The organism is Bacillus sp. I-2 (assembly GCF_001974945.1).
Taxonomy (GTDB): Bacteria; Bacillota; Bacilli; order Bacillales; family Bacillaceae; genus Bacillus; species Bacillus safensis.
The window spans coordinates 325390-338198 of sequence record NZ_LZRW01000022.1 but is presented as its reverse complement, the minus strand read 5'-3'; the positions used below and the strand labels follow the sequence as shown (position 1 = coordinate 338198).

Annotated in this window: 14 protein-coding genes and 1 tRNA gene; 11 read left to right on the top strand and 4 right to left on the bottom strand. The window is 42.2% G+C overall.

Annotated features, from left to right (window positions below; translation table 11 throughout):
• Positions 1 to 53: 53 nt before the first annotated feature.
• The 7 genes from trxB to BAE31_RS08050 all read left to right on the top strand — a co-directional run bounded on the left by trxB (position 54) and on the right by BAE31_RS08050 (position 5747).
• A complete protein-coding gene (gene trxB / locus BAE31_RS08080) occupies positions 54 to 1004 on the top strand; it encodes a thioredoxin-disulfide reductase (protein WP_024427675.1) in 951 nt (316 codons plus the stop codon).
• Between the two features lie 357 nt (positions 1005 to 1361).
• Positions 1362 to 1826, top strand: a complete 465-nt coding sequence (locus BAE31_RS08075) for an 8-oxo-dGTP diphosphatase (protein ID WP_076840110.1) — start codon at positions 1362 to 1364, stop codon at positions 1824 to 1826.
• A 39-nt stretch (positions 1827 to 1865) separates the two neighbouring features.
• Positions 1866 to 2753, top strand: coding sequence for an RNase adapter RapZ (gene rapZ / locus BAE31_RS08070; RefSeq protein ID WP_041108504.1), 888 nt, complete (start codon positions 1866 to 1868; stop codon positions 2751 to 2753).
• On the top strand, positions 2754 to 3713 hold the full coding sequence (locus BAE31_RS08065) for a gluconeogenesis factor YvcK family protein (RefSeq protein WP_076840108.1): 960 nt from the start codon (positions 2754 to 2756) through the stop codon (positions 3711 to 3713).
• A gap of 17 nt (positions 3714 to 3730) precedes the next feature.
• A complete protein-coding gene (gene whiA, locus BAE31_RS08060; protein ID WP_003213321.1) occupies positions 3731 to 4681 on the top strand; it encodes a DNA-binding protein WhiA in 951 nt (316 codons plus the stop codon).
• A 26-nt stretch (positions 4682 to 4707) separates the two neighbouring features.
• The gene (locus tag BAE31_RS08055; RefSeq protein ID WP_024423549.1) at positions 4708 to 4965 is read left to right on the top strand and encodes an HPr family phosphocarrier protein; all 258 of its coding nucleotides are present in this window, start codon (positions 4708 to 4710) and stop codon (positions 4963 to 4965) included.
• A gap of 38 nt (positions 4966 to 5003) precedes the next feature.
• A complete protein-coding gene (locus BAE31_RS08050; protein ID WP_076840107.1) occupies positions 5004 to 5747 on the top strand; it encodes an arylamine N-acetyltransferase family protein in 744 nt (247 codons plus the stop codon).
• Between the two features lie 53 nt (positions 5748 to 5800).
• Here the strand turns inward: BAE31_RS08050 and BAE31_RS08045 are convergent, their stop codons facing one another.
• Positions 5801 to 6289 (bottom strand): ribonuclease, encoded by a 489-nt coding sequence (locus BAE31_RS08045; protein ID WP_076840105.1) that lies wholly within the window; start codon positions 6287 to 6289, stop codon positions 5801 to 5803.
• A gap of 177 nt (positions 6290 to 6466) precedes the next feature.
• Positions 6467 to 7444 (bottom strand): 2-hydroxyacid dehydrogenase, encoded by a 978-nt coding sequence (locus tag BAE31_RS08040; protein ID WP_076840104.1) that lies wholly within the window; start codon positions 7442 to 7444, stop codon positions 6467 to 6469.
• Between the two features lie 552 nt (positions 7445 to 7996).
• On the opposite strand from BAE31_RS08040, the gene BAE31_RS08035 reads away from it, so the two are divergent.
• Together BAE31_RS08035 and BAE31_RS08030 are read left to right on the top strand one after the other, a co-directional pair.
• Entirely contained in the window at positions 7997 to 8578 is a 582-nt protein-coding gene (locus BAE31_RS08035; protein ID WP_076840250.1) for a beta-class carbonic anhydrase, read from the top strand.
• Between the two features lie 37 nt (positions 8579 to 8615).
• A complete protein-coding gene (locus BAE31_RS08030) occupies positions 8616 to 10238 on the top strand; it encodes a SulP family inorganic anion transporter (protein WP_024423544.1) in 1623 nt (540 codons plus the stop codon).
• 27 nt (positions 10239 to 10265) lie between these two features.
• Here the strand turns inward: BAE31_RS08030 and BAE31_RS08025 are convergent, their stop codons facing one another.
• Positions 10266 to 10607: a MazG nucleotide pyrophosphohydrolase domain-containing protein gene (locus BAE31_RS08025; protein ID WP_025094005.1), complete on the bottom strand. Its 342-nt coding sequence runs from the start codon at positions 10605 to 10607 to the stop codon at positions 10266 to 10268.
• 137 nt (positions 10608 to 10744) lie between these two features.
• On the opposite strand from BAE31_RS08025, the gene BAE31_RS08020 reads away from it, so the two are divergent.
• Complete coding sequence (locus BAE31_RS08020; RefSeq protein ID WP_076840102.1) at positions 10745 to 11323, top strand: LOG family protein; 579 nt, start codon at positions 10745 to 10747, stop codon at positions 11321 to 11323.
• A 57-nt stretch (positions 11324 to 11380) separates the two neighbouring features.
• Here BAE31_RS08020 and clpP read toward each other — a convergent pair whose 3' ends face one another.
• Complete coding sequence (gene clpP, locus BAE31_RS08015) at positions 11381 to 11977, bottom strand: ATP-dependent Clp endopeptidase proteolytic subunit ClpP (RefSeq protein WP_024427684.1); 597 nt, start codon at positions 11975 to 11977, stop codon at positions 11381 to 11383.
• Positions 11978 to 12230: 253 nt separating this feature from the next.
• On the opposite strand from clpP, the gene BAE31_RS08010 reads away from it, so the two are divergent.
• A tRNA-Arg gene (locus tag BAE31_RS08010) sits at positions 12231 to 12306 on the top strand.
• Positions 12307 to 12809: the final 503 nt, after the last annotated feature.

The following is a 12809-nucleotide window of genomic DNA, read 5'->3' as shown; positions in this document are numbered from 1 at the left end:
CAAGGGCATTCTAATAAGAAATGCGAGCAGCAATTGAAGAGGGAGTGACAGTTGTGTCAGAAGAAAAAATCTACGATACGATCATCATTGGAGCGGGTCCTGCCGGAATGACAGCCGCTGTTTATACATCACGGGGAAATCTTTCAACATTAATGATTGAAAGAGGAATTCCAGGCGGACAAATGGCGAATACGGAAGATGTCGAGAACTATCCTGGCTTTGAAAGTATTTTAGGGCCGGAACTTTCAAATAAAATGTTTGAGCATGCGAAGAAATTCGGTGCAGAGTATGCATATGGCGATATTAAAGAAATCGTGAACGGTGAAGAATATAAAATCGTCAAAGCCGGCTCAAAAGAATACAAAGGACGCTCTGTCATTATTGCGGCAGGGGCTGAATACAAAAAAATCGGTGCACCAGGTGAAAAAGAACTTGGCGGCCGCGGCGTATCATATTGTGCAGTATGTGACGGGGCATTCTTTAAAAACAAAGAGCTTGTCGTCATCGGCGGCGGTGATTCTGCGGTAGAAGAGGGTGTGTATCTCACACGCTTCGCTTCTAAAGTAACGATTATTCATAGACGCGATAAACTTCGTGCACAAAGCATTTTACAAGCACGCGCCTTTGATAATGAAAAAATTGACTTCAAGTGGAACAAAACCGTCAAACAGATCAATGAAGAAAACGGGAAAGTCGGCAGTGTGACATTGGTTGATACGGTGACTGGTGAAGAAGAGGACTTTAAAACAGACGGCGCCTTTATCTATATCGGCATGCTGCCACTGTCTAAACCATTTGAAAATCTCGGCATTACAAATAAAGAAGGCTACATTGAGACAAACGAAAGAATGGAAACAAGAGTGGAAGGTATTTTCGCCGCTGGTGACATTCGAGAAAAAACACTTCGTCAAATTGTGACAGCAACAGGTGACGGAAGTATTGCAGCACAAAGCGCACAGCATTATGTAGAAGAGCTTGCTGAAAAACTCAAAGCAACGAAATAAAAGACTGTCGTAAATCCTTAATATAGCGTCATGGGCTTTTAACTGGAATGTAACACGGGTGAAATAATTTTCCGTTATGATAAAGCTAGTAATTGACCCCCTTTTATAAGGAATACATGTTTGGCACGGATGTGAATCCGTGTCCTTTTTTTTGCCTAAAATCAGAAATTCACGAGATGTTCACAAATGACGCATGGAGAACCGTTAGATGCTGTAAAATAAAGAGTAGAGAAATGGCCCGTTACACTATTCAAACGAAAACCGGTCTGTTTTCGGGGAAGAACGGGCATGTTCATTGTGGGAGTCAGGTTGAACCTGTATAATAAGTTAAAGACATAAAAGAGTAGGTGACAGCTGATGCAACGAGTAACGAATTGTGTGCTGCATCACGAAGATCAAGTTCTCTTGCTGCAAAAGCCAAGACGGGGCTGGTGGGTAGCACCGGGCGGCAAAATGGAAAGCGGAGAATCGGTCAAGGATTCAGTCGTTCGAGAATATAGAGAAGAAACAGGTATTTATATTTTAAATCCGCAGCTGAAAGGTGTTTTTACCTTTATCATAAAAGAAGGCGATCAAATCGTTCAAGAGTGGATGATGTTCACCTTTATGGCAGATTCATTTACTGGAAAAAACGTACCAGAGTCAGAGGAAGGCATTTTAAAGTGGCATGACGTAAAGGATGTGCCTCATTTGCCGATGGCCCCAGGAGATTCCCATATTCTTGATTTCATGCTTAAAGGAAAAGGACTTCTGCACGGCACTTTTACGTATACACCCGATTTTGAGCTGATTGCTTATCGGTTAGATCCTCAGGGAGAATAATACATGAACCGTTTTCATAAAGAAGGAGAGGAAGCAGGCATGAATACACACAAACAAGAAGATATTCAGCTTGTGATTATTACAGGAATGTCAGGTGCGGGGAAAACCGTCGCCATTCAAAGCTTTGAAGATTTAGGCTACTTTTGTGTTGATAACCTGCCGCCATCACTTTTACCAAAATTCCTAGAGCTCATGAAGGAATCGAATTCCAAGATGAGCAAGGTCGCTCTTGTGATGGATTTGCGCGGACGCGAATTTTTTGACAGCTTAATTGCTGCCTTAGATGAAATGGGTGATCTTGACTGGATCACGCCAAGAATTCTATTTTTAGATGCAAATGATAAGGTGCTTGTCTCAAGATACAAAGAAACGAGACGTTCGCATCCCCTTGCGACAACAGGTTTGCCGCTCGAAGGAATTGCAATGGAGCGCGAGCTGTTAGAGGAGTTAAAAGGCCGGTCTCAAATGATTTTTGATACATCGGATTTAAAACCGAAACAGCTGCGAGAAAAAATTGTCACGCACTTTGCCACGAATCAAGGACAGGTGTTTACAGTAAATGTGATGTCCTTTGGCTTTAAATACGGACTGCCGATTGATGCTGATCTTGTCTTTGACGTGAGATTCCTGCCGAATCCTTATTATATTGAGAGCATGCGTCCACAGACTGGAAACGATGAAGAAGTGCGCTCCTATGTGATGAAATGGACTGAAACACAAAAATTCACAGAGAAATTAATCGATCTCCTCAGCTTTATGCTTCCGTCCTATAAACGAGAAGGAAAAAGCCAGCTTGTAATCGCCATCGGCTGTACAGGCGGACAGCATCGATCTGTGACGCTGGCCAACTATTTATCGGAGTATTTTAAAAACGATTACTATACACATGTCACTCACCGGGACATTGAAAAGAGAAGCAGAAAATAGATGACGACACTACCAAAGGTGGTCATTCTTGGCGGCGGCACTGGCTTATCTGTTTTGCTCAGAGGGCTTAAAACGAAGCCAGTGGACATTACCGCTATTGTAACAGTTGCTGATGACGGAGGCAGCTCAGGCAGACTGCGGCATGATTTGAATATTCCCCCTCCAGGTGATATTCGAAATGTTCTTGCGGCTCTCTCTGATGTTGAACCGCTTGTAGAAGATTTATTTCAGCACCGTTTTAACAAAGGGAATGACTTAACAGGCCACTCACTCGGCAACCTCATTCTTGCGGCCATGACAAATATAACCGGTGATTTTTTTCATGCCGTCACTGAAATGAGCAAGGTTTTAAATGTGAGAGGAAAAGTATTGCCAGCAGCAAATTCAAGTGTTGTTCTTCATGCGGAATTAGAAAATGGGCAAATGGTGACAGGAGAATCGAAAATTCCCACCTATGGTGAGCGAATTAAACGAGTGTTTCTCACACCCGATACGATTGAACCACTGCCAGAATCCATTCAAGTCATTCGTGAGGCGGATTTAATCGTCATTGGGCCTGGAAGCCTGTATACGAGTATTTTGCCAAACTTGCTTGTCCCGCATATTGGAGAAGAAGTGATTCGCTCTAAGGCGAAAAAAGTGTATATATGCAATGTCATGACGCAGCCGGGGGAAACGCTTTCCTACAGTGCAGCTGATCATGTTCAGGCATTAAATAATCATATGGATCGTCCATTTATCGATACGATTTTTGTGAACAATAAAGAAATTCCAGAAGAAATCAAAGCGAAATATGCAGAAGAACAAGCACAGCCTGTACAATTCGACACAGATGCACTGAAAGCAATGGGACTAGAAGTGATTCCTGGAGAAATCATTACATATGACCAGCATGTCATTCGTCATGACACGCTAAAAGTAGCCTCGCTGCTTGTCGACCTGCTACATCAGAAAAAATAGGAATGGGGGTGGCAAGGATGTCATTTGCATCCGAAACAAAAAAAGAGCTGACTAATCTGGACGTGAAGGACTGCTGCACAAAAGCAGAGCTTTCTGCCCTCATCCGTATGAACGGTTCATTATCTTTCTCTAATCGAAAATTGATTTTAGATATACAGACAGAGAACGCAGCCATTGCAAGACGGATTTATACGCTGCTCAAAAAGAAATACGATGTGACAGTCGAACTGCTCGTCCGTAAAAAAATGAGATTGAAAAAGAATAACGTGTATATTGTCAGACTGGTAGAACGAGCGAAAACCATTTTAGAGGATTTGAAAATATTAGGTGAGCAATTTGTATTTGAGCGCAATATTTCAGAAGAACTTGTGAAGAAAAGATGCTGCAAGCGCTCCTATATGAGAGGTGCTTTTTTAGCAGGCGGTTCTGTGAATAACCCAGAAACGTCCTCCTATCACCTTGAGATTTTTTCACTATATAAAGAACATAATGATGCTCTTTGTGAGCTGATGAATCAATTTCATCTCAATAGTAAAACACTCGAGCGCAAAAAAGGGTACATTACGTACATGAAGGAAGCAGAAAAAATCACGGAATTCTTAAGCGTTGTGGGTGCTCATAACTCACTGCTTCGCTTTGAAGATGTGCGGATCGTCCGAGATATGAGGAACTCCGTCAACCGGCTCGTCAATTGTGAAACAGCAAACTTGAATAAAACGATTGGTGCATCACTGCGTCAGGTCGAGAACATTCAATTCATTGATGAAAAAATTGGACTTGATGCCCTGCCGGATAAGCTTCGTGAAATTGCCAAACTGCGAGTCGACTATCAAGAGGTCACGCTGAAGGAACTTGGAGAAATGGTGGAAAGCGGCAAGATCAGCAAGTCAGGGATTAACCACCGTTTAAGAAAGCTAGATCAAATCGCAGAACAATTACGAAACGGACAAGCTGTTACACTCAAATAGGAGAATGAAAAAGGGAGGCAGATCATATGGTGGAAAAAACGGTCACCATCCAGCTGAAAACAGGCTTGCAGGCACGTCCAGCCGCTTTGTTCGTACAAGAAGCCAATCGCTTTGGTGCTGATATTTTTCTAGAGAAAGATGGGAAAAAAGTCAATGCGAAAAGCATTATGGGTCTCATGAGTCTTGCGATCAGCTCTGGGGTTACTGTCACACTGATTGCAGATGGTGCAGATGAACAAGAAGCCATTGAGGCGTTAACAGATTTTATTAATCAAGAAAACTGAGTCTCTTCAAAGGCTCAGTTTTTTTAGGAGGGAATGTCATGATTCAATCAGCTTTTTTACAGAAGGTCGGATATGAAGGCAAGTCCATCACCTTTAAAGACTTGCCTGTATTATTAAAAAAAATGGCCTATACCTTTCCGTTCGAAAATAGATCTGTTTTGAACAAACAATCCTACGCTTTGAATCAAGAAGGGTTGAAGCAGCATCTTCTTGAAGAAAACAGAGGAGGTCTTTGTTACGATCTCAATCCTCTCTTATACTATGTGTTAAAAGAGGCAGGGCTCTCTGTACAGCTTCTTCAAGGCACAGTGTATAACAAAGAAGCGGGTACGTGGGCAATTGATGGCACGCACGTAGCCATCATGTTGAAGCATCACAACGAACACTTCCTCATTGATGCGGGGTTTGGTGTGAATTTACCTCTTCAGCCTGTGCCTTTTACAGGAGATTGGGTGGAAGGAGCGTCAATGCGGTTTCGCGTCAAAGCTGAGGAAACCGAAAAAGGGACACATCTGCTCCAATTAGATAAGGGAGATGGCGCTGAAACAGGCTATGCTTTCACATTGAACGAGGTGGACGAGGCTGTATTGGCCCAAATGAGACACGAGATTTATGAAAATGAATCCTCTCCATTTAACAAAAGACCGCTTGCGTCAAAGCTCACGCCAACAGGACGTGTGATCGTTACTGAGGATCATGTCACCACACATGAACATGAAGAAGTGTCGAAAAAGCCGCTGCTGATTCCTTTTGAGGATTACGTGAAAAAGCTTATACCGTAAACCACCATACGAAAAGACAGCCCCAGATCAAATAGGGCTGTCTTTTTTATTGATTATCGAATACGGGTGAAAGTTGCATAATGGTCTGTTGTTTTGTAAATGAGCCAGTCGCTTGAATACACAAGACGGTCTGCATTGCGGAAGCCTGAAACGTAGTTGATGTCTGCCTCACGCCATGTTCGGCCGCTTGCTGAAGGAAGACGTCCCTCCCGGTTTGAGAAAATATCTCCACCAATGCTTTTACCTGGCGCCACCTCGGCTAGATTTCCCTTAGATGCCACCCATCCGAGAGCACTTGCTTGTGATTTCGTAATGTAGTTATCAGGCAGTCGTTTGTAGCGAATTAAATAATCTGCTACACCATCAAACGTATTAATGACGGCAAGGGTACGCACATCTGGCGTGAGCTGAATAGAAGCATTTTCAGTTGTGGCTGTTGGTGTAAGAGGTGTTTCTGCATGTGCTTGCTGCGGGACAAATCCAGAAAACAGAATAGCAGCGATCAGAGCGAACATAGTAAAAACCGAACTCAATCTTTTCATCTTCATCCTCCTATTAAGGAAATCGGATGCCGTCCTCTTGATGCTTGTCTAGCTCATATTATAGCACCCGAACATGAAGGAAATGTAAAGAATCAGGATCTTTGCTAAAATGAGTCTTTTCTCCTGATGTCTTCTAAAGAAATAAATAAAAAGACGCAGTTTCTGCGTCTTTGCTGTTCAAGATGAAGCAAGCTCCTTCACAACATCAACAGGCGCCTTCCCATCTATTCCATGAATCACATTATGAATGGCTCGTTTCAGCATGAGATCCCTAGTTGTTTCAGTAGCGGAACCGATGTGAGGGGCTAGGGTGACATTGTTCATCTCTTTGAAAGGATGATCCTCTTGAAGCGGTTCCTGCTCATACACATCAAGACCAGCGCCTTTGATCCATCCTTCCTGAAGTGCTTGAATGAGGCTTTTTTCATCCACTGTTTTCCCGCGGGAAATGTTTACAAATAAAGCCGTTTGCTTCATTAACTTCAATTCTCGTTCCCCAATCATATGATATGTTTCCTCGGTCAGCGGTGTAATCAACACGATGATATCAGCTTGTTTTAAAAGATCATCAAGTGCACAATAGACAGCGCCATACGCCGTTTCAGCCTTTTCATTCCGGCTTCGGTTATGATAAAGAACGTTCATATCAAAACCATGTGCTGCCCGTTTGGCCACTTGTTCTCCGATACGTCCCATGCCAATAATACCGAGCGTTTGGTGATGTACGTCGATGCCAAAGATCTCTTCTTCCTGTACGAATTTCGTCCATTTTCCTTCACGGATAAAACGGTCAAGCTCGGCGATTCTTCGCGCAGAGGAGAGAATGAGCGAAAAGGCAAGGTCAGCCACGGTATGATCGAGCGTATAAGGAGTGTGCGTACCAATCACGCCTCTTTGCCTCATCGCTTCTATATCAAAATTGTCATAGCCGACAGAGTTATTGCTCACCACCTTGAGTTTTGGTGCGTGATCTAACAGCTCTTGATCGATTTTTGTTCCAGACGTTAAAAGACCATCAGCGTGCTGCAGCTTCTCAAACAAAATGTCTCTTGGAATAGGGTCTTTGGATTGCCAAACCTCGTATGTACAATGTTCCTTTAGCATTTCCTCAAAAGAGGCAGGCAAGGGTTTGGCGACAAAAATGTGTGGTGTCACAGTCAATTCGCTCCTTTCACATGGTCATCTTACTCCTTTTATTATAAAGCAACCATTTCGGCAGAACACGTTTGAATGTTAGCAGCTCAATATTTAATATACTGAAATAACGGTAAAGAAAGACATTTTCTTAGTGAAAAAGTAGATTCTTATGCCATCTGATGCATTTTTTATCTATATAAAAATAAGCTGATAGTAGATGAGACATGTGAAATTGCAAGATTTTACGAGAGATTATCTGACAAACTGGAAAATAGATAGAGACTTTTTGATAGAAAATTTATTATATTTGAAATGTATTAAACGGGATGGTCATTTTCTACTAAACCATTTTATTGTCTTTTGGTGTGATGAGAACAATAGATTGAAAACAAACCCGCGAAGCCGTTGGGATGCAGCGTAAAATAGAGAAAATGATGATATTTCTTCTCATCGTTTTCTCATTTTTTTCTTTTTTTTCTATCATTTTTCTTCTCTATTCTTGAGAACACAAGAAAGAAAAGGAGGACAGGCACGAGCTTACGTTACTTAAAAAAGATGGGAGATGGCAAAATGGAGTCAAAATTAGAACAGATTCTTCAGCACAATTCAGAGTTTGTGAATGAGAGACAGTATGAGCCTTACAAAGCGGGGAAATTTCCTGAGAAAAAACTGGTTATTTTAACGTGCATGGATACCCGTCTTTTGGAATTATTGCCGCAATCTATGGGACTGCGCAACGGGGATGCGAAAATCATTAAGAATGCGGGCGCCATCGTGACACATCCGTTCGGCAGTGTGATGCGGAGTATCCTGCTAGCCATCTATGAACTAAAGGCAGAGGAAGTATGCATTGTAGGGCATCATGAATGCGGAATGGCAGGTCTTGCGGCGGACCCTTTACTTGAAAAGGCGAAAGCACGCGGAATTGAAGAGAAATGCTTAAGCATTGTGAAAAATTCAGGAGTTGATTTAAAGGGCTGGCTGACAGGCTTTGATTCAGTTGAAGAGAGCGTGGCCCAAAGTGTGAAATTAGTGAAAGAGCATCCACTGATGCCAAGTGATGTGGCTGTTCATGGACTGGTGATTCACCCAGCAACAGGAAAGCTGGATGTCGTTGTGAAAGATAAACTGATTGACCCGCAGTATACCTAAATCATCTACACATACTTGAAGGAGGCCAACACATACCATGCGTTTTTATGGAAGATTTGAAGGGTACAATTCATCAAAGTTTAGACGCGATTTAATCGCTGGGCTTGTCGTGGGCGTTGTGGCAATTCCTTTAGGCATGGCATTTGCCATAGCATCTGGTGTCGGACCAGAATATGGATTATACACAGTCATCGTTGCCGGCATTTTGATTTCATTGTTTGGTGGTTCAAAGTATCAGATCGGCGGGCCGACCGGGGCGTTTGTTCCCATTTTATTCGGGATCGTCAGCCAGTACGGCATTGAAAACTTGCTCATTGCCGGTTTTATGGCAGGCTGTATGCTTGTATTATTCGGAATATTCAAATTAGGAAAGCTCATGAAATTTATTCCTCGTCCGGTTATCATCGGTTTTACTGCTGGCATTGCTGTCATTATTTTTTCAGGACAGATTGCCAACTTCCTCGGATTAAAGGGTGTTGAAAAACATGAAAGCTTTTTCCTCAATATGAGAGAAATCGTGGTCCATCTTGGTACCACAAACAGTCTCGCCATTATCACAGCCGTCATCGGGCTCATCGTGATTTTGGCGGCACAAAAATACATTCCCAAAATACCTGGTGCTCTATTAGGTTTATTGGCTTCTACGTTTCTCGCCGTTCTCTTTTTTCAAGGACAAGTTGAAACGATTGGCTCTGCATATGGTGAAATCCCTCGTCAGCTGCCAACCTTCGCTTTTCCTGAATTGACGATTGAAAAAATGATATACCTCCTGCCTCCAGCAATTGTCATTGCGCTTTTAGGCGGCGTGGAATCGATTTTGTCCGCAATGGTCGCTGATAATATGAAAGGCTCTAAGCATGACAGCAATAAAGAGCTTGTGGGGCAAGGAATTGCCAATATGGCGGCACCGCTTTTCGGAGGAATTCCAGCGACGGGAGCTATTGCCCGAACGGCAACGAACATAAAAAATGGCGGGGCAAGTCCGATTTCTGGTGTCGTACATGGCGTTGTCGTCTTACTGATCTTAATGGTATTTGCGCCGTATGCGTCGATGATTCCACTTGCTGCAATGGCACCGATTTTAATGTTTGTTGCTTGGAATATGAGTGAGAGAAAAGAGTTTATCAATATTTTGAAAGTGAAAAATGCTGATTCGCTTGTACTTGTCGTAACCTTCCTGCTCACAGTGATTGGTGATTTGATTATTGGCGTCACTGCTGGTCTCATTTTAGCGTTTATCGCTTTTATCAAAAAAATGAGCCAGACGACCAATATCCATACAAATGTCGCCGTTCCTCAAATGGAAACAGCAGCTGCTTTAGAAAAACAGACAGAGGAGAAAGGGATCAGTATGTATTCCATTGAAGGGCCGCTCTTTTTCGGAACAACAGATTCATTGGAAAATTCGATATTGGACCATGTTCAAACAAAACCGAAAACGCTCATTCTGCTTATGAATAAAGTCAATTATATGGACACATCGGCAGAAGCGGTTCTCATGAATATCTCCAATCGGTTAAAGCATCATAATGGAAAGCTGATGATCGTTGGACTTCAATCACAGCCTAAGGAGCTTTTGCATCGAACAGGTCTATTCCATCATATCGGAAAACAGCATTTCTTTGAACGAACGGATGACATCTCACCACAGCATCTTTAAGGCGTAAAAAAACACGTGACAGCTTGGTCACGTGTTTTTTACTGGCTCTTTTTCTCCAGAAAAACGCTTTGTGAGTTTTTGTTGATGAGCGCTGAAGACCTCTTCTACTGTGACATCATATTGATCTGCTAAAATGAGGAGATTTGCTAAAACATCTCCCATTTCTTCAATGAGTTCTTTCTTCAGCTCAGATGATTCCTGTCTCTGCTCATCAGGCCGGTCTCGTCCGATTTCTATTGCTCTAACAGCGCGAGCGAGTTCTCCCGTTTCTTCCATTAAGAAGCCTAACCGGATAAACGGTCCGTATTCTGTCCAATTTCTCGTTTGATAAAAATCCTTGATCCACTTCTCCATTTCAGTTGTTTGCATTCTCTTTATACAGCTCCTTATATGGTGTTCACTCTTTTGATTTTACACTATATATAGAAGAAACGGCTGTTTCTTTACAAATCATTATAGTAGAATGAGTGGGTGAAGAAATCATAGAGAGAGATGGGGCTGTTTTGATGAAAACGATTTGTGTGTTTGCTGGTTCGAATCCAGGTGTAAATGATGTCTACAAACAAAAGGCTGTAGAGCTGGGTGCTTATATGGCGAAGCAGGGCATTCGTCTTGTTTACGGAGGATCGCGTATTGGGTTAATGGGCGCGATTGCCGATGAGGTCATGAGACATGGCGGGCAAGTGATCGGGGTCATGCCTAAGGGACTTTTTAGAGGAGAAGTCGTGCATCAAGAGCTGACAGAGCTAATTGAGGTAACAGGTATGCATGAACGAAAAGCGAAAATGAGCGAGCTGGCCGATGGGTTTATTGCGATGCCAGGCGGCTTTGGTACATATGAAGAATTATTTGAGGTGCTGTGCTGGGCACAAATCGGCATCCATCAAAAGCCGATTGGATTGTATCAAGTGAATGACTACTTCAACCCGCTCATAGACATGGTGAAATTTAGTATACAAGAAGGTTTTTCGAATGAATCACACCTTCAATTGTTACATGCTTCGAGTGAACCGGAGGAATTAATCACGAAGATGGCTTCTTATCAAACACCGTCTCTTCAGCAGAAATGGACGGAGCTGTCTTAAAGTATGATGAAAACAAAAAACCGTCTGTTCAAGAACAGACGGTTTGTGTTGTGATCATTATTTTTGGTCTTCTGTATTACGGGTCAAGACTTTGTCAATGAGTCCGTATTGAAGTGCTTCTTCCGCTGTTTTGAAGTTGTCACGATCTGTATCGCGCTCAATGACTTCAATTGGCTGACCAGTACGTTCAGCAAGTACTTGGTTCAGTTTATCCCGTAAAGAAAGGATTCGTTTTGCCGCAATTTCAATTTCAGTTGCTTGACCTTGAGCACCGCCTAGTGGTTGGTGAATCATGACTTCACTGTTTGGAAGAGCATAACGCTTACCTTTTTCACCAGCAGCAAGCAGGAACGCACCCATAGATGCAGCCATACCAATACAAATAGTTGATACCTTTGGTTTAATAAATTGCATCGTATCGTAAATGGCCATACCAGCTGTGATTGAACCGCCAGGGCTGTTAATGTAGATAGAAATATCTTTTTCTGGATCTTCAGCTTCTAAGAAAAGCAGCTGTGACACGATGGAGTTGGCAACATTGTCATCGATCGCAGAACCAAGCATGATAATACGGTCTTTTAAAAGACGAGAATAAATGTCGTAAGCTCTTTCCCCACGATTTGTTTGCTCAATGACTGTAGGTATTAAATTCATAATGTTCCTCCTTCACCTTTTAGGTAAGTATGTAATTCAATGATACATTTTTGGTCAATAAAGGTCAAACAAAACGCTGACCTAAATTCAAATACCCCTATCCATTTTCCCCAAAATCATTCCACTTCAAACCATCATATTAGTGTATGAATACAAAGTAAGAAAATACATCATCATGACGAATGATTAATCATTGCTTTCTTGCAGCATTTCCCTTATAATTTGATATGCTGACGTTCAAAAAACATATCGTGCGCTCGTAGCTCAGTTGGATAGAGCGGTGGTTTCCGGTACCACGTCTGCCGGGGGTTCGAATCCCTCCGAGCGCGTACTTGACCTTGCTAGGTAGATAAGATAAAGGTCTGTCATGAACCCTTCTTCATATGGAGAGGGGTTTTTGTGTTCATTCGGGTTTATCGTTCACTAGGGTGAGGGAAGTGAAAAAATGATCTGGTTGCAAGCCAGCAACATTTATCCGAGTATAATAAAGTTATGTTAAGAGTGGGGGTTACTGCTTTAGAATAAAGGGTTATCTGCCTTTCTGGCCTTTCCTGTAAATAGCCGCAGGTATAATTGTAAGAAGAACAATGATAAATCCAATCACGGATACAGTATTTTTTATTGTATTGTCATTTACGGTGAAGTTTGTCACGATCATTGCCGCCAGACAAAGAATGATGATCAAATAACTGTATTTCTCCAAGACTTTCACAAATATCCCTCCAATATGAATCTAAAAATAATATTATGACTAATTATACAAAAATAAATAATAAAGGGTTATATTGGGATGTTTGCTCGTAAGAAGGACGTTATGTTCAATCCCTCTATG